Genomic DNA, 26464 nt, shown 5'->3' on the forward strand with positions numbered 1-26464 from the left:
ATAGGAACGGGCTATTATCCTGAGCGTAGTCGAAGGGAGCCCGTTTTAACAATAAGCAAAAAATCCGATGGCTTTAGTCAAAACTTAATACTTGTAAAGTTTTGGCTGAAGCCTTTAATAAGGAAACAAAAAACAAGCGGGCTGAAGCCCGCTTCTATTGATAATATAATTAAAACTTCTAACAATAAAACATACATTCATAGCTGAAAAGTTTTCCTTCTTTGAATGTAAAAATAAAGACCCCTGCATCTCCATTCTGAATATAATATTCGTGGGGAGAAGCAATCCAGTGTGTTGAGAGCAAATCTCCAAAACGGGTAACAAAATCCCTTTCATTATAATTGGAATCCATGCGTTCATTTCCGAGAATTACAGCTTCACCGTTGTTAAAAGACATTTTGTAAATACTTCCGGAAATTTTTCCTTTATATTCTTCAAAGGCTACAATAATGTTAGGGTTTTTATAAAAATATTGAGGTTCCCAGCCACATTCAGGGGTATTGGGAATGTCTTTTACCTTCTGCATTTCCAACTGTTTCACCTGTGCCTCTGTAATTTTTCCATCAAAAAGTTGGGTTTCTTTCCATAGGAAATGCATATTCAAATCTTTCAGCTTTTTCTCATAGATTTCAGTTTGGGGCTTTTTCGCCAATTGATCTGCCAGAAGAAGTTCAAAATCGATATCTGTTTTTGGATTTTCTATCCCTGAATAAGATTCTTTCCAATAAAGTAATGCTTGTTTAAGATTTTTATCTTCCAGCCATGCTATTTCGCGTAATCTTCCAACCTGAGTCAGTTCTTTTTCCTTGTTCTTTCCTTTTGCAGCCAGATAATCTTTCAGAATTTTGTCGTAGGAAAGTTCTGTTCCCAGGTATTTCATCTGGATATATTCAGGATTTTCGTGGAAATGGTCGCCAATATATACCCATCCATCCTGATATAAAGGAACATAATCAATACAAATCAGTTCATTTAAAGCCGCTTTTCGTGTTGCTGTACTTTCTGTTGTTGGTCCCTTTCGTACACGTAATTCTGATCCCTGCACATAAAAATGAGGACATTGGTATCCCTCTTTTCCTCTATAGAAATACTGTAGGGGTTCACCTGCTGATTTTTTTCCACGCATAGACTTTTGGAGTGGCTGGCGGTCTATAAAACCAATATCACCATTGCTTACCTGTACTTTGTATTGTGTTTGGGTAGAATCCAGAACGTAAACTGGTGCTTCAGTAGAAAAAATTCCCAAAACATCCTTATTGTTTCCATTTTCACGATAAAGGTGACCCCATTCAGAGGTATAGAGCGGATGTACTCCGGCACTCTGAGCCTTCATATTGTAGAAGCAGCACTGAATGATTCCGGCTGCCAATAGTATCTTATTCAACATATTGTAATTTGTATCTGCGAAAGTTTCATGCCTTTTACAGAGGTGTTCATAATGGTTTTTATGGTTATTCATTCAAAAATAATGAAAAATGAGAGTTTATCCTAAAGTTATTGTTATTCAGAATGGGTATAAATTCCATCCTATTCATCTGTTTCCATTGGGTAGCGTAAATAAAAATACTATTTTTATCGCCCAAAAAAGTAAAGACTAAATATGCCGACTGATGCTTCTCTTAAGCTGATTCCTATGACTACTTTCGTGCTGGAGTATTATTCCCACGAAGGATATGCTGATCTTCAGATTTTGAATCTGATGAATAATTATGCCAATTTCTTAAAGAAGCGTCTGACTCTTGGAATGTTTGTTCCCATAGACCGTAAAGGAAATATCCTGAAAGAGCCTAAAAATTATACTGAGTGGAAATCTCTTGACCATAATGATGGAAAAAGAACCGATAATGTCGGTTTTGAAGAATATGCTGAATATCAAAAGGCTGAACAGAACTGTATGTTTGAAGGGTTCAAAGTAGACTACAATGGATATTCAAAAGTGAGAATCATCGCTTCTTATGATCCTTCTATTGAATTGTCTTTTAATAAAAATGATCTGATTCCTTCGGGATTCAATGATGTAGAATCACTGACTGTGTTTGATGATATCTTTTTAACTTCCAGTGCATTAAAAGCAATTGGAATAAAGAGATAAATAGTATTTCCGGTATATATTAAGCTATTACCTTATTATAGTATCTTTTTGAACTCAGAAGGAGACATTTCTTTGTACGCCTTGAATATTTTATTGAAGTGGCTGGCATCATTAAAGCCCAGTTTATCAGCAATTTCACTGATATTATAATGACTCTGTAGTAAAAGCTTTTCAGCAGTTTTTATTTTATGCTGTATAATATGATGTTGGATGGAGAAACCCGTCTGTTTTTTGATGAGTATGCTGATATAGTTCGGAGACAGCATAAATTCTTTGGCAAGGTTTTCAATTTTCATTTTATCGGCATCCAACGCATTGACATTGATATAATATAAGATCTTCTCAATTCTGCTTACATTTTGAGTGATCCAGTTTTTTGCAGTCGCATTTTGCATCGTATTTCGGATCAGAATCGTAATAATACTGGAAAAGAGATCAGTCGTTATCTCTTTGTTATAGGTGTTTTTATGGCTGAATTCATACAGAAGAATCCGGGCAAGCTGTAACAGATGTACCCTATCAGTATTACTCTTAATCACTGATTCATAAACGAAAGAATGATCTTCCATCAGGAGCTGTACCACTTTCTGAAGTTCATTCTTTTTATTAGACAGCAAATTTTCCCAGATATACTGTTCCGTAAATTTGATATAAATGAATTTCGTTTTGTTTTTAATCGAAAATTCATGGCCATCGCTCGGCCTTAGAAGAAAAACATCTCCTTTTTTGTATGGGAAAGTAATACTGTTAAGATGATGAAATCCTTTTCCACTTTCTATGATAATCAGCTCATAAAAGTTATGATTATGATACTCAACATCCCAATTTTCTTTTTCAATACTGAAAACATTGAAAGAATTAAAATTTACAATTCGCTTCATAGAAGAATGGATTTTTACAAATTTACCATTAATTTTTACAATATCTACTGATGGATTATTGATCAAATTTGTACTATCAATACATTCAAAATGAAATATATAAAACAATCCGTATTGCTGCTTGCTTCCACCATTGCTTTGATGTCCTTTTCTGATCGTCATGATGGTGATAAAACTGATAAAAAACAACAGCATAAAACACAGGTTTCAACTAAAAAATACTGGCCCAACGGAGCTCAATTGGTTATTTCTGTTTCCATGCAGTTTGAAACCGGAGGGCAGCCGGAAGGTGCAGAAAGTCCGTTCAGCGGAACACCTCTGCCTAAAGGTCAACCCGATCTTCCGGCAGAAAGCTGGTATCGTTACGGTGGAAATGAAGGAATTTATCGTATGCTTGATCTATGGAAAAAATATAATATTAAAGTAACCTCTCATGTAGTGGGAACCGCTGCTGAAAGATATCCTGAAGTCGCCAAAGCTATTGCCAACGGTGGTCATGAGATTGCAGCCCATGGTATTGCCTGGGACAACCAGTGGAATAAAAGTTATACTGATGAACTGAATTTTGTAAAGGAAGGTGTAGATGTCGTTGAAAAGATTACAGGGCAGAAAGCTGTTGGTTATAATGCGAATTGGCTTAGACGAAGTCCAAATACCCTTAAAGTATTGCAGGATCTTGGTTTTCTGTATCATATCGATGACTTAAGCCATGATGAACCCTTTATTACTAAAGTAAAAGGGAAAAATTTTGTGGTCATTCCTTATACATTACGTAACAATGATATTGTTAATATTGAAGGAAAACATTGGAGTCCTGATCAGTTTTTAGCACAGCTGAAATTTGAGTTTGACCGTCTTTATGAAGAAGGTGCATCTAAAAGAAGAATGATGAGTATCAGTTTTCATGACAGAATTGGTGGAACACCCGCAATGGTTCATACCATGGAAGAGTTTATTAAATACACCAAAGAAAAACAGGGCGTAGTGTTTATGAGAAAAGATGATATTGCCAAAATGGTGATGAATGATCCTGATACCCCTATTGATAACAGTGAAGAAAAGTTTAATAAGTGATAAGTAAGGAAGCTGGAAGCAGGAAGCTATCGAAGTCTGTAAAGTAGTTTTATAACTTGTATAACTTCCATCTTCGCTCTTCCATCCTAAAAATACCTCTATGAATACAAAAACAGCTTATTTTTTCCTTCGTGTATCTATGGGAATCAACCTTTTAGGACACGGATTGGTTCGTCTCGTAAAATTACAGGACTTTGCATCAGGAATGATGAAAGGTTTTGAAACCAGCTGGCTTCCGCAGCCGTTGGTGCATCTTTTTGGAGTTATACTCCCCTTTTTAGAATTTATCATCGGATTATTGCTGATGATAGGTTTTAAAACCCGTATTGCCACCATAGCCGGAGCTTCTCTGATTATCCTGTTGCTTTTTGGAAGCAGCACTGTCGAAAACTGGGAGGCAATGGGCATTCAGATGATTTACGCAGGTTTGTTCTACATTCTGATCAGCAGAATTGAGGATAATTTTCTGGCATTGGACAGGAAGTGATAAAGAACAACGAAAGAGATTAAGGTTGGGAAAGAAAAGGAAACGAAGAGAATAAGAATATCATTCAAATTTTGTTAGCTTTTATTTCCCGGCTTTTTACATGATCTGAGATTATGTTACAACTTCCATGGATTCTGCTACTCTATTTTTATATTTATGCCCGAATTTTGCATTAGAAATAAAAGCAATTGAAAGTAATTCGTTTATTTTCAATGTAGTAAAACAACTTTAAAATAGAAAATGATGCAAACCATATTAGGAGCCAATGGACAGATTGGCGAAGAGCTGGCAAGAGAACTGAAACGACATTATACCTCGGATATCCGTATAGTCAGCCGAAATGCTAAAAAAGTAAATGATACTGACATTGTTTTTTCCGCAGATTTATCAGACAGAGAAAAGGCGATTGAAGCTGTGAAAGGAAGTGAAATTGCTTACTTTACCCTTGGACTTCCTATGGATACAGAGCTGTGGGAAAAGCAATTCGTGGTCATCATGAAAAACGTTATTGAAGCTTGTAAAATCAATGGTACCAAGCTCGTGTTTTTTGATAACACCTATATGTATCCTCAAAATAATAAGGTTTTAACGGAAGAAACCCCATTTGCTCCTGTAGGACGAAAAGGAATGATAAGAAAACAGATGACAGAAATGCTTTTAAAAGAGATGAAAGCAGGAACAATAGAAGCTGTCATTTGCAGGGCTCCTGAATTTTATGGTCCCGGAAAAACGCAGAGTATTACCAATAGTCTTATTTTAAATGCTATTAAAGAAGATAAAAAGCTGAAAGTTCCTTTAAGAGATGACCAATTAAGAAGCCTGATCTGGACTCCGGATGCAAGCCGTGCAACTGCTTTAATAGGAAATACTCCGGATGCTTATGGACAGACGTGGCATTTACCTATAGATGATCATAAACTGACTTATAAAGAATTCATTGCGTTGGCTTCTCAGATCTATGGAAAAGAGTTCAGGTATTCTGTTATTCCGAAACTGGCTTTTACCATAGGATCTTTATTCAACAAAAATGCAAAAGAATTACAGGAATTACTTCCAAGATACCAATATGATAATCTCTTTGATGATTCAAAATTCAGGAAAAGATTCCCAAAATTCCCTGTAACGACCTACAGACAGGGAATCGAAGAGATTAAAAAAGAACAGCAAACGACACAATAATCCCTTAAAATAAGTAACTTAGAAACACCAATACCACAACCGAAGGACAAAATATTCCCCTCCTGTGGAGGGGTGGCGAAAATTCAAAGAATTTTTGACGGGGTGGTTAAAGATAAATTTAAACAAATAAGGAAATGAAATCTCCCGAAAAAGTAACATCCATCACTGCATTACACAAATTCCTGAACTTGAAAAGACCTTCCAACCCGTTGATCAGTGTATTTGATTTTAATGAAGTGAATATAGATCCGGAAACCATTCTGAGTGCCATAACCACAGATTTTTATGTGATTTCCATTAAAAAAGACTGTGCAGGAAGATGTAAATACGGGCAGCATTATTATGATTTTGAGGATGGAATCATGTATTTCATTGCTCCTCATCAGGTACTTCAGTTTGAAGATATTCTGCTTTCTGAAGTGAGAGGAAATGTACTCGTTATTCATCCTGATTTTCTGCAGGGATATCCGTTAGCTTCAGCTATAAAAAATTATGGCTATTTCTCCTATACAGCCAATGAAGCCCTTTATCTTTCTGAGAAAGAAGAAAAATCGGTAACAGATATCATAGACAATATCAACAGAGAAATTGAGGCCAATATGGATGGCTTTACTCAGGATTTGTTGGTGTCTAACATTGATTTATTGTTAAAATACTGTGACAGGTTCTACAACCGTCAGTTTTTAACCCGGAAAAAAGTGAATCACGATCTTTTGACCCAGCTTGAAATGTTGCTCAATGATTATTTTAAAAATGAAAAACTATTGATTAACGGGATTCCTACGGTACAATTCGTGGCAGCACAGATGAATATAAGCTCTAATTATCTGAGTGATATGCTGAGAGTTCATACAGGGCAGACCACGCAGCAGCATATTCAGAACAGAATGATTGAAAAGGCAAAAGAATTGCTTTCTACCACCACAATGTCGGTTTCTGAGATTGCTTATAATTTAGGATTTGAACATCCTCAGTCTTTTCACCGCTTATTTAAAAACCAGACCGCTGTTTCTCCTTTAGAATTCAGAAAATCTTTTAATTAAAGGGCTCATGATGAAAAATATCTTATTAATTGTAACAAACGTAGATCAATATGCCAGTGGCAACTTTAAAACAGGCTTATGGCTGAGCGAGCTTACTCATATTTATCATATGGCAAAGGAAAAAGGATGGCAAATTAGCATATCTTCTCCTAAAGGTGGAAATACTCCTATTGATCCGGAAAGTTTAAAACCGCTGGTACTTGACAATCTTTCAAAAGGCTATTATGAAAATCCGGAATTTATGAATGAATTGGCCCATACGAAGAGCCTTGATGAGATAAAGAATAATTCTTTCGACTGTATTTATCTTGCAGGAGGACATGCAACCATGTATGATTTTCCTGACAATACTACTTTACAGGAAATTCTCAGAGATCAGTATGAAAGTAATAAAATGGTGGCTGCAATCTGTCATGGCGTCGGAGGATTACTGAATGTAAGACTTTCCAATGGAGAGTATATGATTAAAGGTAAAAACATCACCGGATTTGACTGGTTTGAAGAAACATTAGCCAGAAGAAAAAACGAAGTTCCTTTTAATCTTGAAGCGGCCCTTAAAGAACGAAATGTACATTATAAAAAAGCATTTATTCCTATGACATCCAATGTGGTGGTTGATGGCAATTTGATCACAGGACAAAATCCCTTCAGTTCTAAAGAAATGGCCAAAACAATCATTCATGAGCTTGAGGAATAACGATGCATGTAAAAATCAGCTATGAATATTTTACTATATTTGTCTTCATTCTATGCAGTTTATGGGGAAAAGAAACGGATTATGGCAGTATATACAGGTATTTAATATATGTGTAATCTTACTCCATTTGATAATCCTAAAAACTGAAAATTCCCGTTTTTCTTCTATCAATACTAAACAGCATTACAGTCAGGAAGCGACTTCTCATAAAAAATGCAATAAGATTTATCTGGAAGAAAATAACAGAACGCCAATACCATGCAACAGTAATTATTGTTTCAGCTTCTCACCATGTTTTACAGCTTCTTTTTATTCTTTTACATTTGAAAAATTTATGGATCAGGAAATAAACAACCGTTATTTCTTGTATGACGATCCACCCTATTCTTCATTTTTTAATTCTATCTGGATACCTCCGAAAATATAATTCAGAACGTTTTATTTTACTGATTTCTGAAAATTATATAAGAAATCCAATTATCTCATCAAAATCACATGAGCAGCTGTTGTTCATGGTTTTACCATGTGAATCTAATCAATCAATGAATTAAAAAAATAATGAAAACAATACTATCAAACTTCGAAAAAAATACAGTCAATATCTACGTAATATGCAGAATACTCATTGGATTATTCTTTTTTATAGCAGGTTTCAACAAACTTTTCCATCCTATCTTTCAAGGGTATATGTTTAATACAATCAGTACAATTGGATTTCCGTTTCCACAGTTTACAGCCAATTTTACTGCTTTCTGTGAATGTATATTCGGATTATTTTTAATGCTGGGTTTCTGGACGAGAATAAGCTCCGTATTTTTAATTATTATTATACTTGTTGCCTTATTCACACATGATCTGAGTACTATTCCAAAGGAACTTATTCCTATAAAATCTGAAACCGGAGTTTATGAAATGGATCCTTTTACCTGGCTGAGCTATTTTCTTTATCTGCCTCAGACCTTGTATCTTCTGCTTTTGCTCCTCTTCCTGTTTCAGGGATGTTCAGGCTTTGGACTTGATACTTTCTTAAAAACAAAATCTGGAAATAATTAATTTCTTAAAACAGTTCTCTTTTTTGGGAGCTGTTTTTTTGTTGAATAATCGCAAGGGCGCAAAGATTTTTTTAATTTTATGTGAAATTTTTAAGTCGCAAGAACATTCCAACTTCGCTCAATATGAGATTTTCAGAAAATGAAGTATTATTAATTTTTCTCGCAGATGATACAGATTATGCAGATTTTTTATTAAGATCTGCATAATCTGTAAAATCAGCGTGAGATAAAAAACGAAGTATGCTGTATTCAATTTTATCGGAGATAAAATCCTTGCGCCTTATAGCAGATCATTTTATGTAATTTTGCGCCTTTGCGTACCTAAAACATACAAAACCATATTGTTTAAAAAATTATTTAAAATAGAAGAACGCAAAGTTTTAATGGTTTCAGATTTTTACTAAAAATGAGTAATAATAGTGTCTATAGACTGTATCATTGATTTTCCCCCTTTGATATCTCAAAATAAAGTAAAACATTAAAAGCTTTGCGTTCAAAAAAACACACTTTTTTCCGAAGGTTTATTATTATCGGTTTCTTATGATACAATTGATTTTGTTATGGTAACAAGGCTCATCAGGATTACCACGATTCCTACCACAACAAACATTTTCTTTGTGGGAAGCTTTGACGTTAGCATGGCAGAGAAAGGAGCGGTAAAAACACCACCCAGCAAAAGTCCCAACACAATATTCCAATGATGAATACCAATCGTGAAAATGAATGTAATGGCACTTGTGATGGTCAGTAGAAACTTGGCAACGGTAGAACTTCCTACTACATAACGGGGAATCCTTCCTTCTTTAATCAATGTTCCGGTAACCAATGGTCCCCAGCCGCCACCTGCAAAAGAATCAATAAAACCTCCTGCCAACCCTAATACCCTTAGATTGGTTCTTCGTTTGGTTTTGCCTTGTCCTTGCTTTTTATCTTTAAATGCATTTCTTAAGATATTAATCCCAAGATACAGTGTGTAGCAGGCAATAATTGGCTTTACAATATGAGCATAATGTTCGCCATAATGAGACAAAGTTAAAGCACCGATAATAGAACCTACGATAGCCAATGGGAATAAAACCCATACCATTTTTTTATTGACATTTCCCAGTTTATAATGGCTGAAACTTCCTGCTGCAGTGGTAAATGACTCCGCAGAATGAATACTTGCGCTTACAACGGGAGGTGGAACATTCAACAGTAAAAGAATGGTGGTACATATTACGCCATATCCCATTCCCATGGATCCGGCAACAATCTCTGCCATAAATCCGGCAAACAGCATCCAGTAAAAAATATGACCATCTTTATTCAGAAAATACTGAATATCTTCGGAAAGATTGAACTGGTAGACCACAAGTCCAAACAGTCCGAAAAGAAGTAAAACTCCTATGATGCCCAGATAAATATTGGCTTTTCTCTGAGCTGTTTTGGTTATATTGATCAGTTTTTCAATTTCCATGTCTGGTTTTGCAGCAACTTTTCCGTCTGACAGATATTCCGTAGTAATTTTATTGAGTTCTTTTACCTTATAATTGAAATCTCCTGTCAGTTGATTTCGGATATGCTGCATATTATCCAATACATGATCCATTTCATCAGGAATAACTTCAGTAAAGGTTTCTCTTAATCTTTTAGCAATGGTTGGAGATTTACCGTTGGTGGAAATAGCAATTTTGAGACTTCCTTTTTTGACAATGGAACCTAAATAAAAATCACATAAATCCGGCTTGTCTGCAATATTGACCAGTACATTTTTTTTCTGCGCTTTTTCCCTGATCTCTCCTGCCAGTTCAATATCATTTACCGCAATAATGGCCAGATCAGTATCATTAAAATCATGATCATCATAGGCTCTTTCGTGCAGTATTATATTGGAAAACTGGTTTTGTAAGGTTCTTACCTCAGGAATGATTTCTTTGGCTACCAGTTTGATAGATGTTTCCGGTGAATTGCCCAGTACAGATTCCAGTTTTTCCAGAGCTACCTTGCCACCACCGATGATCAGTAGTGAAAGGTTTTCAAGTTTTAAAAATATGGGGTATAATGAATTGCTCATCCTGATTACAGTTTTAAATCATAAGTAAATGCCAGATAATACAGTCCTCCGATTTCAGGACCTGCCGCATATTGGAAATAACGGCGGTTCAGCAGATTGGTTGCTCCAATTTTAATATTCGCACGGATTTCAGGCAGCTTCCATGTTGCTTGCGCATCAATGGTGTAATAAGCCGGAATTTGACCTGAGGCTAAAGGACTTTCCCACATAAAACCGCTCTGCCATCTTGCCACAAGGGTAAATCCTATATTTTTAACAATCTCTCTGTTTCCTACACTTACATTCACCATCCATTTCGGCGTATTGAAAGCTGTAATAAATAAGTCTGAGTTATTATTGGAAGCAAGATCATTATAAGAAACATTGGTATTCACATTATAATTTCCTGTGATATTATAACGAATTCCTAAAGACGTCCCATAGCTTTTATACGTATTGTTGCTGTTGGTATAAACTCTATATCGGTCCTGTTTGCTTCGGTCCAGCATGGCAAGAACAGCAGCATTGCTTCCTATCTGACTGTTTTTTGGGACAGCTACTTCTACCTGTCCAAGAAATCCTTCGTAAATGTTATAATAAAAATCCCAGTCCAGCACAAGCTTATTATTGAAAAAAGTAGACTTATACCCTACTTCAAATGAATTGATTTTTTCCGGCTGTAATTTTTGCAGATTGGCTACGGTTAAAAGTTGTTTGTTATCCTGAGCCGCCTGACCCTGGGTTTTTCCGGCATCTACATCTGCATTTACTGCTGAGGTGAATTTATCGATGGAAGCCAATGTGTAAGAATTTTCCAGATAGCCTAATCCATCATTCACTTTTGAAAGGCCGCCTACTCTTCTTACATTTCCGTTGTTCACAAAAGAAAGGGCTTCAAATAGTGATGGAAAACGATATCCGTTCTGGAAAGAAGCTCTGAAATTATGTTCTTTCACCGGAGAATAGACAACACTTATCCTTGGATTCAATTTGGCTTCAAATTCAGGGTTTCTGTCGATACGTAATGCGGCATTGATTTTTAATTTATCATCAAAGAAAAGCTTGGTAATCTGTGCAAATGCGCCATATTTCTGATAAATAACATCTTTTCCAAAAGGACCGTTGGCTAAAGGAATATTTCTTTCATTGACAGGACGGTTGAAATCAACAAAATTGTTTCCATCCGGAGTAATGCTGTACAAACGGTAATCTACACCCGCAAGAAGATTGAATATCTTCACAAACCTGCTGAAATCATAGGTAAGTTCACCCTGATAAAAGCGGGATTTCTGTTCAAGCTTGGCACCTCCCGTTGCCGGAGCTCCTGCTACTCCTCCATTGGCTGAATCCCAGTTATTGATCCCGATGATGGTATTCTTTAATTGCTCAAAGGCTGCCGTTCCCGGTACAACTCTGTTTTTATCTGCTTGCTGCCGAGCCAGGATAAATGCATCATTGAGATTAACCCCTGAATTAAGACTATTCTGAAGAGTCGTTTGAAATATGTTTTTCCAGTTGGTATTGGAAAGATTGGTCAGATCAAGATTGTCTGCCAAAGGTTTCAGATTATAAGAATCTCCTGTATTTTCTATAGAGACGTAAGCTCTGAAGGTCAGTTCTTTTCCTGTGAGTTCTATTTTATGGTTCTGAACGGTAGCATTCTGCAAACGGATTTTATTTCCTCTCTGGAAAGTTCCGTCCAGTAAGCCATAGCGATAAACATATGATGTTCTCCACTGATCTCCAAAACGGTAGTACAATCCTGCATCGAACTTGATATTTTTCACATCCGGACTCACAAGATCTTTTTCCAGATATCCTGTCCTTGAAACATTGAATGTGGTTGGTTTTCCATTATAATCTACTTTTACGGCTACACGGTTGTTTCTTTCATCGCCATATTTATTCCAAAGGTCTTCTGCCGGATTATTAGCCAGCGCAAAATTAGGATTGGCGGTGACCAATGATCCCGGATTCTGATCGGTCAGATTGTTCGAAATCCAGTCGGTTCCACTGAAATAAGAGGCATTGACTTTTACAGCAAAGTTTTTATTGATCACCTTTGCAAAACGGATGGCACTTTCTCCTAATGAACTTATTTTATGGTTAACATTGTCTACATGATTCACTCCACCACGGAAATAAACACTTATTCCTTCAGAGGTAAACGGATCTTTGGTCTGTAAACTTGCCAGTCCGTTGATGGCGTTCATTCCGTACAATGCAGAAGCTGCGCCCGGAGTGACTTCCATAGACTGGATATCGAGTTCTGTAGGGCCAATGGCATTTCCCAACGGGACTCCCAACGTTGCCGACTGTACATCTACTCCGTCTACTAACTGCATGAAACGGAAATTATTAGGCGAATTGAAACCCCTTGAATTAGGAATTTTCAACGTAAGGCTTGAGGTTAACAGCTGAAGTCCTTTTACATTTTCCAATGTTTCATAGAAGGAAGCTGCCGGACTTTCCCTGATGGTCTTGATATCAATTTTTTCAATGGCAATCGGAGATCTTAATATTTTTTCCGGAACTCTGGATGCGGAAATCACGACATCATCAATGATGGTATTTTGTGGATTAAGACCTATCGTTATTTTATTGGAGGGAGAAAGAATTTCAACAGTTTGTCCTGTAAATCCATCTTTCTGAATAACCACTCTGAATGGAATGGTGACTCTTGTTCTGATTTTGAAGTTACCCAACTGATCCGTGAATGCGTTATCCTGTGTATTTTCGATCTGTACTTTTACGGAGTCAAGACCTTTTCGTGTATCTGTATTTTTGATACTTCCGCTAAGCTCTATAAGCTGCTGCTGTGCTTCTGCGAAATTAAAGAATAGAAATGTGAATGCAATAATACCTGCTTTTGGTAGAAAATTTCCCTGTTTTTTGTTTTTCATTTTTGCTTCATTTTTTAGATTGAGAATGAAGCTGTCTGAAATTTTTATTTCTATGATGAAAGTCTTCTATATTGGTTAATATTACAATTGAAGGGCTTAGAATTCCCCTCTTTTGGAGGGGTGGCGAAAATTCAAAGAATTTTTGACGGGGTGGTTTAAGCCATTCATATTATTGCTGAGATTGCTTCACCTTCGGTTCGCAATGACAGTTTGTTAGACTTCCATGATTCAAAAATTTCAAACAGCTTTGTTTGTATTGTTATTTGAGAATCAACAACACATACACATTCGTCCGCCTAAATGAAGAGGTTTAGTTTTTTTGTTTTTTTTCAGATCATAATGAAAATTAGCCATATAATTAATTTAAGGTATGTAAGTAACGGTATGAAAAATCACCAAATGTTTCTTCTGCAAGTCTTTTCTGTACATAAATTCCGAAAAGTTCATCCAGAGTGGCCAGAATTTCTTCTTCACCAATATTTTCTTTAAATTTTGTATTCAGTCGCATTCCTAAGCGATCTCCTCCGATGTGGAGATTATATTTCCCATAAGCTGTACCTACAAATCCGATTTCAGCATTGGGAGACCTTCCGCAGCCATTAGGACAGCCGGTCATACGGATGGTAATATCTTCTTCCAGCAGACCATATTTTTCAAGAATAGGTTCTATTTTCGTGACTAAAAAAGGTAAATAACGCTGTGCTTCCGCCAAAGCCAGTGAACAGGTATTCAGGGCCACACAGGCAACAGAGTTTTTACGTAATGCGCTGGCTCCATTGGTATATTCTGAAATTCCATGTTCTTTTAAAATCTTTTCAATTTCATACTTATCTTTTTCATCAATATCGGCCAGAATAAGGTTCTGATTACAGGTAAAACGGAAATTAGCTTTACCAGTCTGTGCTATTTTTAATAACCCTGATTTTAAAGGATATTCCGCTGTGTTAAGAATTCTCCCATGCTCTACAAATACGGTATAAAACCATTTTCCTTCATGATTCTGAATCCAGCCGTAACGGTCTTTTCTTTGTTCAAATTTGAATTCTCTTGCCGGTTCAAAGCTGAATCCTGTTCTCTTTTCTACTTCAGTCCTGTACTGATCGATACCCAATTTATCAATCGTATATTTTAATCTTGATAATTTTCGGTCGCTTCTGTTTCCGAAATCCCTTTGTACTGTGATGATTTCGTAGACTGCTTTCAATACTTTTTCTTCGGTATCTACAAATCCAAGGATGGATGCAAGACGTGCATAGGTAGCTTCATTTCCGTGGGTCGCTCCTAATCCTCCTCCTGCAGCAATATTGTAGCCTACAATTTTATCATTTTCGATAATCGCAATTAAGGCGATATCATTGATGAATACATCCACATCATTATTAGGCGGAACAGCAATTCCTATTTTCAGTTTTCTCGGAAGATATCTGTCCTGATATAAAGGATCTTCCTCTGCTTTACGGTCTACCAGAAGTTCATCATCAATCCAGATATCATAATAAGATTGGGTTTTTGGAAGACACATTTCACTGATTTTTCCTGCCAGTTCATAAGCTTCCTTGTGCAAAGGTGATTCAGAAGGATTAGCAGTACAGGTTACATTTCTGTTGACATCTCCACAAGCCGCAATCGAATCCAGATGCTGCAGATTGAAGCTCTGAATGGTAGGTCTTAAATGAGATTTTAAGATTCCATGCAGTTGAATGGTTTGTCTTGTGGTTACTTTTATCGTTCCTGTAGAATGATCTTCAGCAGTTTCATTCAATCCTACCCATTGTTGAGGAGTTAAAAAACCTCCTGGAAGTCTTAAGCGGATCATATAAGAATACAGCCATTCCAGTTTTTTGGAGACACGTTCTTCTCTTCTGTCTCTGTCGTCCTGCTGGTACATTCCGTGGAATTTGATGACAGTCTGATCATCTTCTCTGATGGCTCCGGTGAAGTTGTCTGCAAGGCTTTCCTTTAAAGTTCCTCTGAGTCCGTTACTGCCGGTTTTAATTTTTTCTACCGGTGAAAGGTTCTCTTTATTGTTGTTCATAATTGTTTCCTTTAATTTTTACGGGTACTTCTTTTTTAATACACATCTTTCGCATATCTGCCGCTCAGTTCCATTTCTTCGAGGTAAACAACAGCGTCTTCTTTGCTGCGTTTTCCTTCATTCTGGATGATGCTGAGAAGCGTTTGTTCTACATCGTAGGCCATGGGTTCTTTCGCTCCGCATACATACACAGAAGCACCACCTTCCAGCCAGTAAAATACTTCCTGAGCATTTTGTTCTAATCTGTGCTGAACATATACTTTTTCATCTGTATCTCTTGAAAAGGCAAGGTCTAAATGCGTCAGGCTGCCTGTTTTAAGAAAATCCTGAAGTTCTGCCTGATAAAGGAAGTCTGATACAAAATTTCTGTCTCCGAAAAATAGCCAGTTTCTCCCTTCTGCTCCTGTAGCATCACGCTCCCAAAGGAATGATCTGAAAGGTGCAATACCCGTTCCCGGACCAATCATGATGATATCTTTATCGGCTTCCGGCAGTTTGAAATGTCCTGCATCCTGAATATAAAATTCAACGTCTTCACCTTCTTTGAATTCGCTCAGAAAACCACTGCATAATCCGTTATGTTTCTGGTGGTCAATAAAGAACTCCGATTTGGCAACGGTAATATGAATTTCCGTATCACCATGAGCTTCCACAGAGGAAGAGATGGAATACAAACGAGGTGACTGAGCGGTTAATATCTGAATGATTTCCTCAAATTCATCTGCATTTTTTACCGGATAAATCCTAAGCAAATCAAGAAGACTTAATCTGACTTCAGGAATGGAATGTCCCGTTATTTTTGCATATTGAGCAACCACAGATTTAAGCAGATAACTGATATTAAGATGCTTGGACAAAAGTTCTTCTACAGAATCCGTAATTTTTGTTGTTTCAACTTGTTTCTGAGGATCAATTCCCGTGAGAGTAATGATTTCGTATACTACTTCTTTCGAATTGAACGGAATCACTCCCAAAGCAGCACCTGGTTGATAGGCAAGGCTTTCTTCGGTTTCAATTTCGATATGATAAGTTTCTTTTTCAGACGTAATATCATTCAGATTGATGATGGCGGAAACTTTTCCCTGAAATTTCTTTCTTCCACTAGAAGCTTTTGGAGCTGAAACATTTTTTGTACTCTGACCAGCATTTTTATTAACGGTTTCAAATACATGTTCTATCCAGTGGGAAGCTTCCTGTTCGTAATCAATATCACATTTTTTTAATGGAATAATACGCTGAGCACCTAATATTTCAAAACGTGAATCTACATCTTCACCGGTTTGGCAGAACAGAGGATAACTGCTGTCTCCCAACGCCAGAACTCCATATTTTAGTCCGCTGAGATTAATTTCATTTTCATAAATATAATCGTAGAATTTTTTAGCAAGAGCTGGTGGTTCACCTTCTCCCTGAGTGCTGATGACTACAAAAAAGAATTCTTCTTTCGCCAAATCTTTAGGCTTGTATTGGGAAAGGTCTGCCAGTTTTACCTGAAGTCCTTTTTTCTTAACAATAGTTGCCAGAGCAGTAGCCAGTTTTTTACTGTTTCCGGTTTCTGTGCCATAAGCCAGTGTTATTTTCTTTACAGCATTCTGTATAATACTATTCGTTTCCTGTGGTGGCAGAACAGCTGTCAGTGATGATCCTCCGGCGATACCTGCAAGATATCCGCTTGCCCAGATGGCTTCGTCTCTGGAGAGGTCTCCCGAGATTTGTTTTAATACGTTTAATTTAGTTTCAGACAGCATATTCAAAGAAATTTTGAGTGGTAGGGATGAGACTTCCGTTTTCTACTGATTTAAAATAAAGACCTTCCTGCTCGGCATTTTCAAGCCATGAAAACTCTTCGTGGAGGTTTACAATTTTACCCACTACTACCAATGAAGGTGATGCAAAGTTTTTGTCCCCGAATTTTTCATTAAAATCATCAAATGATGATGTGTACACTTTTTGGAAAGGAGTCGTAGCCTGTTCAATGACTGCAATTTTTTTATCACCCGAAATCTGAAGTGCTTTCAGTTTTTCCACAAGAGGAGTAAGATTTCCTTTAGACATGTAGAAAACAAGAGTATCATTGGTTAAAGCAAGCTCTTTCCAGTATTCTTCGCTCACGATTTCCGATTTATAGTACGTCAGAAAACGGACGGATGTAGAATATCCTCTGGCAGTTAAAGGCATTCCCGCAAATGCTGCAGCTCCTAAAGCGGCTGTAATTCCCGGAATGATTTCGTAAGAAATATGATGTTGTTTTAAAGCCTGCAGCTCATCCAGAATATTAGAGAAAATAGAAACATCTCCTCCTTTCAATCTTACAATAGTTTTATTCTGAAGGGCATATTCCACCATCAAAGTATTGATATGAGACTGAGGGGTGGAAGCATTTTTACTGCATTCTTTCCCTACATAGATGATTTCTGTGTTTTCATTGACGTAGGTTTCCAGAATTTCCGGACTTACAAGGCGGTCACATAAAATGACGTCTGCTTCTGCGATAGCTTTTACTGCTTTTACAGTGATCAGTTCAGGGTTGCCGGGCCCTGCACCGATAAGGAAGACCTTTGGTGATTTTATATTTGTTTTCATTGAAGTAGGTGTTAATTAAGGATTTAGAAGAGTCCTTCTACAGACAGATACCTTTCTCCGGTATCGTAGTTGATGGTAAGAATTTTAGCGTTAGGTTGTATTTCCGGTAAATGTTTGGCGATGGCTGCTAAAGCGGCTCCTGTGGAAACTCCTACAAAAAGGCCTTCTTTTTTAGCAGCGTTAAGAGCATATTCATAAGCTTCTTCCTTGCCTACGGTGATTACTCCGTCTAAAAGGGTAATATCCAGAATGGAAGGTACAAAGCCTGCTCCTAATCCCTGTAACGGGTGTGGTGCCGGGCTTCCTCCGCTTAGTACGGGAGATAATTCCGGCTCTACGGCAATTACTTTTACGTTAGGATATTTTTCTTTTACTGTTTTTGCGATTCCGGTGATGTGTCCTCCGGTTCCTACTCCTGTAATGATATAATCAAGTCCATCCGGGAAGTCTTTTAAGATTTCCTGAGCGGTGGTTTCTACGTGTACTTTTACATTGGCAGGATTGTCAAACTGTCTTGGAATCCATGAATTTGGAGTTTCTTCAGCCAGTTCATTAGCTTTTTCAATAGCCCCTTTCATACCTTTTTCTCTTGGAGTAAGCACGAATTCTGCTCCGTAAGCTTCCATGATTTTACGGCGTTCTATACTCATGCTTTCCGGCATGACAAGAATAAGTTTGTATCCTTTTACAGCAGCTACCAAAGCAAGTCCTATTCCTGTATTTCCACTGGTAGGTTCTATAATGATGCAGTCTTTATTTAATAATCCTTTGGCTTCTGCATCTTCAATCATTGCTAATCCAATTCTGTCTTTAATGCTTCCGCCAGGGTTGCTTTTTTCAAGTTTGATCCAGATTTCGTGATCTGAACTGAAGAGTTTATTAATTTTCACGACGGGTGTATTTCCAATCGTTTCTAATGCATTCTGAAACTTCATATCAATTACTTTTTATTTTTGTTTTTTTAAATTACAAAGGTTAATGATTCCGGTAATGAACTGTTATCCTTTATTTTTATTTCACTTTTGTGGTAGACTAGAGAATTGGCGGGAACATCCTGTGTTACCCAGACATTTCCTCCGATAATACTTTCTCTGCCTATAGTAGTTTCACCTCCAAGAATGGTTGCCCCCGAATAGATAATCACATCATCTTCAATATTGGGATGCCTTTTCTGATGGGCTTTCTCTTTGGAAACGTTCAATGCTCCGAGGGTTACTCCCTGATAGATTTTGACATTGTTTCCGATAATGGTAGTTTCTCCGATCACAATTCCTGTTCCGTGGTCAATGAAAAAAGACTTTCCAATGGCCGCTCCCGGATGGATATCAATTCCTGTTTTACTGTGGGCATATTCTGAAATGACACGAGGTAAAATTTTCACTTCCTGAATCCAGAGCTGGTGCGAAATACGGTAGACATACGTAGCAAAAAAGCCGGGATATGCCAGGTATACTTCTTCCAGGGAATCGGCGGCAGGATCAAATTCCAAAATGGATTTTGCATCCAACACCAACTGGTTATATAATTCTGGTAGCGCTTCAAAAAACTGACTGACATGTTTTTCAGTAAGGGTTTTATCACCTGTTACTGTATTGATAAGTTCTGAAAGTGTTTCCTGCAGTGCTTCAAAATTCCTTTTCAGCTGATCTTCAGTATTGTCATTCTGAGGAAGGAAGAGGGTTTCATACAAATCCTTCACCCATCTTTTGGTCTTTATTTTATCAAAGAATCCATGAATACTGTTCTGTTTGGTCTGATGAATTCTTTCTATTAATTGATCGGAAATTGCCATTTTTTCTATTGAATTATACAGGCTGCTACCGTTGAATTGGACGTTTCATCTACCAAAATGGCAGAGCCCGTTGTTTTATTATTGGTAAAGCTGTCATAGACCAAAGGCTGTGCCGTTCGTAGGGTAACTTTCACAATTTCATTGAGTTTAATGTCACCATTTGCCTGCTCCCGGATAAGAGTATTGACATTGATTTTGTAATCAATCTCTTTTACCACGGCTTTAATAAGTCTGCTGTTCTGCTGCAGAAGGTATTTATTCCCCGGCTGCAAAGGTTTCTGGTCAAGCCAGCATAAAAGGATTTCAAGATCTTTTTCAACGGTAGGAACATGTTCTTCCGTAGCAAAAATATCTCCCCTGCTGATATCTACATCGTGAGCCAAATGGATAACTGTTGGCTGCCCTTCAAAGGCTTCTTCTTTTTCAATACCATTGATCTCAATTTTCGTGATTTCAGTGGTTAAATCTGCGGGAAGAATGTGGATTTTGTCACCTTTTGTGAACTTTCCGCTTAATATTTGTCCGGCATATCCTCTGTAATCGTGTAATTCTTCTGTTTGAGGCCGAATCACATACTGAACCTGGAAACGGCTTCCATTATTTTTTTCTTCATTGATCGTTACTTCCTCAAGGTATTCCAGAAGAGCATTTCCTTCGTACCATTCTGTTCTCGAAGATGTTGAAACGATATTATCTCCTTTCAATGCTGAAATTGGGAAATAACTTACATCATTTAAACCCAGATTTTCTGCAATTTTTGCATATTCTGATTTTATATTTTCAAAAACTTCTTCAGAATAATCTACCATATCCATTTTATTAATGGCTACAGCTACTTTTTTCAACTGTAATAAAGAAGCGATGATGGAATGTCTTCTGGTCTGTTCAATCACGCCTTTTCGGGCATCAATCAGAATAACCATCAGATCAGAGTTGGAAGCTCCGGTGATCATATTACGGGTATACTGCACATGGCCCGGAGCATCGGCAATGATAAATTTTCTTTTTGCGGTTGAAAAATAGCGGTAGGCAACATCAATGGTGATTCCCTGCTCTCTTTCTGCACGCAGACCGTCCGTTAAAAGGGCAAGGTCTACTCCGTCTTCATTTTTGTTTTTAGAGTGTTTTTCAAGGACTTCCAACTGGTCCTGTAAAATACTTTTGCTATCGTAAAGCAGTCTGCCGATAAGGGTACTTTTACCGTCATCTACACTTCCTGCTGTTATAAATCTTAATATATCCATCCGATTTTTGTTATAAATAATGAGTAATGGACAATGAGTAATGTTCTGTTGTTAAGAAGTAAAAGGTGTTTGTCCTAATTACTTATTACTCATTGCTGATTGCTTATCTAAAAGTAGCCTCCTTTTTTTCGGTCTTCCATTGCGGCTTCTGTTACCCTGTCGTCTATTCTGGTCTCACCACGTTCTGAGATTCTGGTGGCTACAATTTCTTCTATGACAGCATCTATTGTTACAGCACTGGATTCTACAGCTGCAGTACAGGTCATGTCTCCTACGGTGCGGTAACGGATTTTCTTAGTAGTGATAATATCTTCCGGTTCTAACACAACGTGTGAAGAATTGGCCAGCCACTGTCCATTGAAATCGATCACTTCTCTTTCATGCGAAAAATAGATGGAAGGGAGTGCAATTTTTTCTCTTCGGATATAGTTCCATATGTCAAGCTCTGTCCAGTTGCTGATAGGGAAAACTCTTACATTTTCACCTTTGTGGATTTTCCCGTTAAAAATATTCCAAAGCTCCGGACGTTGCAGTTTAGGATCCCACTGTCCGAATTCATCACGAACGGAGAAGATTCTTTCTTTGGCTCTTGCTTTTTCTTCATCTCTTCTGGCACCTCCGATGCAGGCATCAAATTCAAATTCTTCAATGGTATCAAGAAGTGTATAGGTTTGCAGCCAGTTTCTGCTTGGGAACTTCCCTTTAGCCTCAGTCAGTTTTTTACTTTTTATCGTGTCTTCCACTTTTCTCACTACCAGATTCACGTCTAACTGTTTTACCAGCTGATCACGAAAATCCAACACTTCCTGAAAGTTGTGCCCGGTATCTACATGAACAAACGTAAACGGTATTTTCCCATGGAAGAATGCTTTTTTAGCCAGATGAGCCAGCACAATACTGTCTTTTCCTCCACTGAATAATAAAGCCGGACGTTCAAACTGACCTGCTACTTCTCTTAATATATAAATAGATTCGGCTTCTAACTGATCTAAATAGTTTAACTGATGTATTGACATTTTTTTCTTTTTTTATTGATGAATATGCAGACCACATTCTTTTTTGTTGGCATCTTCCCACCACCAACGGCCTGCTCTGAAATCTTCCCCTTCTTTGATTGCTCTGGTACAGGGTTCGCATCCTATGCTTACAAATCCTTTTTTATGAAGGTGATTGTAAGGTAAATGATGATCTTTTACATACGTTGTCACCTGTTCTGTCGTCCAGTGAAGGATGGGATGAAATTTTATGATTTTGTTATCCGGATCCCATTCCAGCTGAGGCATATTCTGTCTGTTGGCAGAATGTTCGGATCTCAAACCGGTGACCCACACTTTATACCCTTCCAGTGCTTTTTTTAAAGGATGAACTTTTCGGATGGTACAGCATGCTTTCCTCTTTTCTACAGATTGATAGAATGAATCAGGACCATTTTCTGTAACAAATTCTCTGAGCTCTTCCATATCCGGATAATAGGCTTTGATCTTCTTTTTAAAGAAAGCCTTTGTGGAAGTCCATGTTTCGTAGGTCTGTTCAAAAAGCCTTCCTGTATCCAGGGTGAATATTTCAATATTTAAATCTTTTATCAGATGAGTGATGACCTGATCTTCGTAACTGAAACTGGTTGAAAAGATCACTTTACCCGGAAATCTTTCAGTCAGTATTTGCAGCCCATCCGTTTGAAAAGAAGCTCCACTAGCCTCTTTTATAAGATTTTCGTATTCATTTTTCAGACTGTTATTCATTTTGAATTGAGATTTAAGTCTTGCAAATATATACAAAATTCTATAACTCCTATCAAAATAGTAGAATTTAAATAAAAAATTTTTTATTCCCTGGTAATAAACTTGGTAAGAGTGGCTTCCATCATACTTGTTCTGGTCTTTTCACGAACGATCATTAATTCTTTTCTCAGATAGCAGACTGCTTCGTCTACACAGTCGTCACATGCTTCGTAAAAGTTTAAAGAAACACATGGGGTAAGCGCAATGGGGCCATCGAAAATACGGTAAATATCTGCTAATGAGACATCATCAGGTGATTTCAGGAGATAATATCCACCTACTTTACCCTGCTTGCTGTTGACCAATTTGGCTCTTTTAAGTTCGAGAAGAATTTGTTCCAGAAATTTCTTGGGAATGTTTTCGTCCTGTGCAATAACGGAAGTTGGCAGAAAGCCCTGGTTATAATTCCTTGCTAATCTGACCATTGCTTTAAGCGCATATTTGCAACGTTTCGACATCATAATTCCTGCAAGTTATGATAAATTATCTGATAAATGAAATGTTTTATGGCGAAGAAGTTGGAAGTGGGTGTATGTAAAACCACCCCGTCAAAAATTCCTTGAATTTTCGCCACCCCTCCACAGGAGGGGAATTCCCTGTCCTTCGTTTGTAATATGAGACACAAGTTTATTCCTTCTCTAAAATAAGCCAGTTCTCTGTCTTCTCGTGCAAGATTTTCAATTCTGTTGAAGCCGCTTTTCAGAAGCACTTTTTGAGACCCGATATTATCAAGATCGGTTACTGCAACGATGTCCTTTTTAGGATGTAATGAATAGCAATAGTCAACAAGAGCTTTACATACTTCTGTTCCGAGCCCTTTTCCCCAGTAATTTTCTCCTAAGGTATAGCCTATTTCTACCTGTTCCGGATTGTCCAGAAAGACTCTGGCAAGGCACATTCCCACAAAATCATCAGTTTGGGTGTTGAATATCCCCCATCTGCTGAATGGTCCTGCTTCATAATCTGCCAGTGCTTTGTCAAACATTTCTTTATACTCTTCAGGAGTTTTGTAAGGCAGATACCGGGTAACATTCTCATTTTCAAAAAGAGTAGAGAATAAAGTAAATTCTTCGGGCGTAAATTCACGAATAATGATCATGTCATTTTTATATTTCATAGAAATAAATAGAATGTAAATGTTTAATAAACGAATAAAATTAGGTAAATAAATCTGAAATGATTACTGAATATCCATTTAATATAAAAAAATGGGCTTAAAATTAAACCCATCATTGCTGAAAATAGGAAGGTGAAATAAAAGAAGATGAGCTCAATGAGCCCATCTTAATCCTTTACCACCTCAAAAATACAGGCAGTTAAAATCAAACCTTTTACTAATAATCATATTGTATCAATATGCCGTTTGATCCTATTTTTTAATGAATTTCTGAGAGGATTTCCCTAAAGAAGTTTCAATATCAATTAAATAAGTTCCGTTCTGGCAGTTTTTAAGATCAACTTTATGGCCAGTAACCGGGGCATTAATCTTTCTTCCGGACAAATCATAAACAGTAACTGATTTAATTTCTCCTTTTGTTTTAATATTCAAAACATCAGAAGCCGGATTGGGATAAACAGAAGTTTCCGGGCCTGTTGCCACCTGAATATCTTTATTGGACAGTATATTACAAGGTGTTGTGATGCTGCCAAATGGTTGTGTATTGTATGCATACTCAGTTACAGAATAATTTGAACCATTTGCCCCCACAATCACTTTTAAATAACCATTAATGCTGTAGCCATCGAATTGATTTCTAAAACCAACATAAGCTGTTTTTCCGGACCAGGTAGTATAGGTAGGAGTATACACATCCAGTTGTCCGGGAGTCCAGGTTGGATACCCTATATTATTTGCATTAGTGATGGTGGTACAGGCTGGAATTAAGCTGATATTTCTTGTTCCTGTTTCGCATACTAATCCTTTCCAGTAGGTTTCCAACTTTAACTGATTGGCAGCATAGTACCAGGCCCCATATCCTGCATCATCGCTAAGTTCCGGGTTAATGATAAAATATTTCCAAGTTGCTCCGGAGTTGGTGGTTACGGTTGTTGCTGTTGGGTTGGCATAGCTTTCTAATGGAGTTCCGGTCACTATTTTATACGGATCTTTATAAGAGAAAGTTAGTGCTAAAGCTGTTGTTGCCCCTAGTGAAGCTGCTCCTCCTGTTATAGCTGGATTCAGGAACGTAATTGATGAATTCAGGACCTGGCTTTTTGGGTGACTGGTTGCCGCACCATTTATGGTAAGAGCAGCAGTTGTAGGGCTTGTAACTACTATACTTGCAGCTAGTCCTGCTGGTAATGAAGAGGTGAAATGTGTTCCCGAAACAAGAGTTGTTCCATTTGGTACGGCAAATGTTGCTGAATTTAACGTAACTGTTGATGTAGGAGCAGAGGCTACTGTCCCATCTAATGACACTGCTCCATTATTGTTTAAGTTTTCTGTAAATGTACTGTTGCTAAGTGTTAACCTGGGTGGAGTATTGGCAACTCCGGTTGCTGCTAAGTTGGCAGGCTGCCATAAATTTGTTCTTGAAGGATGATTCAATGCGGCTAGCATTCTGTTGACCTGCCCAGCGGTAAACATTTTATAACAACCGGAAGAACCGTTGTATCCCATATAGTTTTCAACGTTCACTTTCTGTCCAAGACAATTAGTGCCAGTTGCACATCCTAATCCGGAAGACATATTTTCTACAGGAGTGTCTGCAACTCCATCACCATCATTACCAGGGTTTGCAGTTGAACAAAGAACATTGAAAGTATGCTGAAGATTGAGCCAGTGCCCAAATTCGTGAGTGAATGTATCAGAAAACTCGTTTGAAGCCACTGTTCCAGCAGCATTGAATATATAACGTCCATTATAAACAACTCTGGCTGTATTTACTGAAGTCATGTATGAATCCGGATACCAGGCAACTCCTGATTGATAAAAATCCTTATTAGCATAAAGATCATTTTGGATATACACATTCATATACTTTGAATTATCCCAGGCATCTGCACCAATTTGTGCATCATACCCGCCACCATTGCCATATCCGCCTTTGAAAGGATGAAATACCACTCCGCTGGTTGCTTTTCCGGTGGGATCAATTTTAGCTAAACGGAATTCAATGCTTAATGAACTTCTAATGGATTGGAAGTCAGGGTCAACCGTGTTTGAGTCAGTATTGATTCCATTGAAATTTAAGTTGATCTGTTCCAGTAAGTCAACTACTTTTTGATAATTTACTTTTACATCACTTTGAGATTCTCCGTATACATGGAAAACCACAGGGATGATGTAGGTTGGATTTTTGATACTGTTACTCAATGATCTTTTGCCTGAACCCATTTTTTTTACGAAATCTTGAGTATATTTTTCAAAATTTTCATATTCAGCCTTAGATTCAGGATGCAGCTCAAAATGTTTTTTCATCATTTCATCTGCTTTACACTCATGAGGTCTTCTTTCTTGTGCAAAACCTATTATTGGAAATAGGGAAACAAGTGCTAGTAATTTAAATTTTTTCATAAAATTTTGGATTTGGTTGTTAATAAATTATTTAATTAATCAAATTGTTTTGTGCTTAACTTGGTGTGG

At 37.4% G+C, this 26464-nt stretch carries 23 protein-coding genes; 8 read left to right on the forward strand and 15 right to left on the reverse strand.

Annotated elements, in window-relative coordinates:
• Positions 1 to 178: 178 nt before the first annotated feature.
• Positions 179 to 1387 carry a hypothetical protein gene (locus NK356_RS00930; protein WP_253315962.1) on the reverse strand — a complete coding sequence of 403 codons (1209 nt, stop codon included), beginning with the start codon at positions 1385 to 1387 and terminating at the stop codon, positions 179 to 181.
• A gap of 88 nt (positions 1388 to 1475) precedes the next feature.
• Here NK356_RS00930 and NK356_RS24095 point away from each other — a divergent pair, with 88 nt between their 5' ends.
• Positions 1476 to 1598, forward strand: a complete 123-nt coding sequence (locus NK356_RS24095) for a hypothetical protein (RefSeq protein ID WP_301287903.1) — start codon at positions 1476 to 1478, stop codon at positions 1596 to 1598.
• Positions 1599 to 1600: 2 nt separating this feature from the next.
• Positions 1601 to 2092, forward strand: a complete 492-nt coding sequence (locus tag NK356_RS00935) for a hypothetical protein (protein ID WP_034697956.1) — start codon at positions 1601 to 1603, stop codon at positions 2090 to 2092.
• 35 nt (positions 2093 to 2127) lie between these two features.
• On the opposite strand, the gene NK356_RS00940 is transcribed toward NK356_RS00935, so the two are convergent.
• On the reverse strand, positions 2128 to 2973 hold the full coding sequence (locus NK356_RS00940) for an AraC family transcriptional regulator (protein WP_253315963.1): 846 nt from the start codon (positions 2971 to 2973) through the stop codon (positions 2128 to 2130).
• A 90-nt stretch (positions 2974 to 3063) separates the two neighbouring features.
• Between NK356_RS00940 and NK356_RS00945 the strand changes: the two genes are divergently transcribed.
• The 6 genes from NK356_RS00945 to NK356_RS00970 all read left to right on the forward strand — a co-directional run bounded on the left by NK356_RS00945 (position 3064) and on the right by NK356_RS00970 (position 8506).
• On the forward strand, positions 3064 to 4047 hold the full coding sequence (locus NK356_RS00945; protein ID WP_253315964.1) for a polysaccharide deacetylase family protein: 984 nt from the start codon (positions 3064 to 3066) through the stop codon (positions 4045 to 4047).
• A 100-nt stretch (positions 4048 to 4147) separates the two neighbouring features.
• A complete protein-coding gene (locus tag NK356_RS00950; RefSeq protein ID WP_253315965.1) occupies positions 4148 to 4534 on the forward strand; it encodes a DoxX family protein in 387 nt (128 codons plus the stop codon).
• A gap of 243 nt (positions 4535 to 4777) precedes the next feature.
• Entirely contained in the window at positions 4778 to 5713 is a 936-nt protein-coding gene (locus NK356_RS00955) for an NAD-dependent epimerase/dehydratase family protein (RefSeq protein ID WP_253316060.1), read from the forward strand.
• 134 nt (positions 5714 to 5847) lie between these two features.
• On the forward strand, positions 5848 to 6756 hold the full coding sequence (locus NK356_RS00960; RefSeq protein WP_253315966.1) for an AraC family transcriptional regulator: 909 nt from the start codon (positions 5848 to 5850) through the stop codon (positions 6754 to 6756).
• Positions 6757 to 6763: 7 nt separating this feature from the next.
• Positions 6764 to 7453, forward strand: coding sequence for a type 1 glutamine amidotransferase domain-containing protein (locus NK356_RS00965; RefSeq protein WP_253315967.1), 690 nt, complete (start codon positions 6764 to 6766; stop codon positions 7451 to 7453).
• Positions 7454 to 8011: 558 nt separating this feature from the next.
• Positions 8012 to 8506 carry a DoxX family protein gene (locus NK356_RS00970; protein ID WP_051934514.1) on the forward strand — a complete coding sequence of 165 codons (495 nt, stop codon included), beginning with the start codon at positions 8012 to 8014 and terminating at the stop codon, positions 8504 to 8506.
• A 537-nt stretch (positions 8507 to 9043) separates the two neighbouring features.
• Here NK356_RS00970 and NK356_RS00975 read toward each other — a convergent pair.
• The 13 genes from NK356_RS00975 to NK356_RS01035 form a co-directional block, all read right to left on the reverse strand.
• Complete coding sequence (locus NK356_RS00975) at positions 9044 to 10561, reverse strand: TSUP family transporter (RefSeq protein WP_253315968.1); 1518 nt, start codon at positions 10559 to 10561, stop codon at positions 9044 to 9046.
• A 5-nt stretch (positions 10562 to 10566) separates the two neighbouring features.
• Positions 10567 to 13443, reverse strand: coding sequence for a TonB-dependent receptor (locus tag NK356_RS00980; RefSeq protein ID WP_253315969.1), 2877 nt, complete (start codon positions 13441 to 13443; stop codon positions 10567 to 10569).
• 358 nt (positions 13444 to 13801) lie between these two features.
• On the reverse strand, positions 13802 to 15478 hold the full coding sequence (locus NK356_RS00985; protein WP_253315970.1) for an NADPH-dependent assimilatory sulfite reductase hemoprotein subunit: 1677 nt from the start codon (positions 15476 to 15478) through the stop codon (positions 13802 to 13804).
• A 35-nt stretch (positions 15479 to 15513) separates the two neighbouring features.
• Positions 15514 to 17226, reverse strand: a complete 1713-nt coding sequence (locus NK356_RS00990; RefSeq protein ID WP_034697981.1) for a sulfite reductase flavoprotein subunit alpha — start codon at positions 17224 to 17226, stop codon at positions 15514 to 15516.
• Positions 17216 to 18061: a uroporphyrinogen-III C-methyltransferase gene (gene cobA / locus NK356_RS00995; RefSeq protein ID WP_253315971.1), complete on the reverse strand. Its 846-nt coding sequence runs from the start codon at positions 18059 to 18061 to the stop codon at positions 17216 to 17218. Before cobA ends, NK356_RS00990 begins: the two co-directional genes overlap by 11 nt.
• 23 nt (positions 18062 to 18084) lie before the next feature.
• Positions 18085 to 18996: a cysteine synthase A gene (gene cysK / locus NK356_RS01000; RefSeq protein ID WP_253315972.1), complete on the reverse strand. Its 912-nt coding sequence runs from the start codon at positions 18994 to 18996 to the stop codon at positions 18085 to 18087.
• 26 nt (positions 18997 to 19022) lie between these two features.
• Entirely contained in the window at positions 19023 to 19853 is an 831-nt protein-coding gene (gene epsC / locus NK356_RS01005) for a serine O-acetyltransferase EpsC (RefSeq protein ID WP_253315973.1), read from the reverse strand.
• A 5-nt stretch (positions 19854 to 19858) separates the two neighbouring features.
• Complete coding sequence (locus NK356_RS01010) at positions 19859 to 21097, reverse strand: sulfate adenylyltransferase subunit 1 (protein ID WP_253315974.1); 1239 nt, start codon at positions 21095 to 21097, stop codon at positions 19859 to 19861.
• 107 nt (positions 21098 to 21204) lie between these two features.
• The gene (gene cysD / locus NK356_RS01015) at positions 21205 to 22113 is read right to left on the reverse strand and encodes a sulfate adenylyltransferase subunit CysD (RefSeq protein ID WP_034697996.1); all 909 of its coding nucleotides are present in this window, start codon (positions 22111 to 22113) and stop codon (positions 21205 to 21207) included.
• Between the two features lie 12 nt (positions 22114 to 22125).
• The gene (locus NK356_RS01020) at positions 22126 to 22839 is read right to left on the reverse strand and encodes a phosphoadenylyl-sulfate reductase (protein ID WP_034697999.1); all 714 of its coding nucleotides are present in this window, start codon (positions 22837 to 22839) and stop codon (positions 22126 to 22128) included.
• A gap of 83 nt (positions 22840 to 22922) precedes the next feature.
• The gene (locus NK356_RS01025) at positions 22923 to 23339 is read right to left on the reverse strand and encodes an Rrf2 family transcriptional regulator (RefSeq protein WP_051934516.1); all 417 of its coding nucleotides are present in this window, start codon (positions 23337 to 23339) and stop codon (positions 22923 to 22925) included.
• Positions 23336 to 23995 carry a GNAT family N-acetyltransferase gene (locus NK356_RS01030; protein ID WP_253315975.1) on the reverse strand — a complete coding sequence of 220 codons (660 nt, stop codon included), beginning with the start codon at positions 23993 to 23995 and terminating at the stop codon, positions 23336 to 23338. The genes NK356_RS01025 and NK356_RS01030 overlap by 4 nt, the downstream gene beginning before the upstream one ends.
• A 252-nt stretch (positions 23996 to 24247) precedes the next feature.
• Positions 24248 to 26395: a zinc-dependent metalloprotease gene (locus NK356_RS01035; RefSeq protein WP_253315976.1), complete on the reverse strand. Its 2148-nt coding sequence runs from the start codon at positions 26393 to 26395 to the stop codon at positions 24248 to 24250.
• Positions 26396 to 26464: the final 69 nt, after the last annotated feature.

It is taken from the genome of Chryseobacterium sp. S0630 (assembly GCF_024158915.1).
Lineage (GTDB): Bacteria > Bacteroidota > Bacteroidia > Flavobacteriales > Weeksellaceae > Chryseobacterium.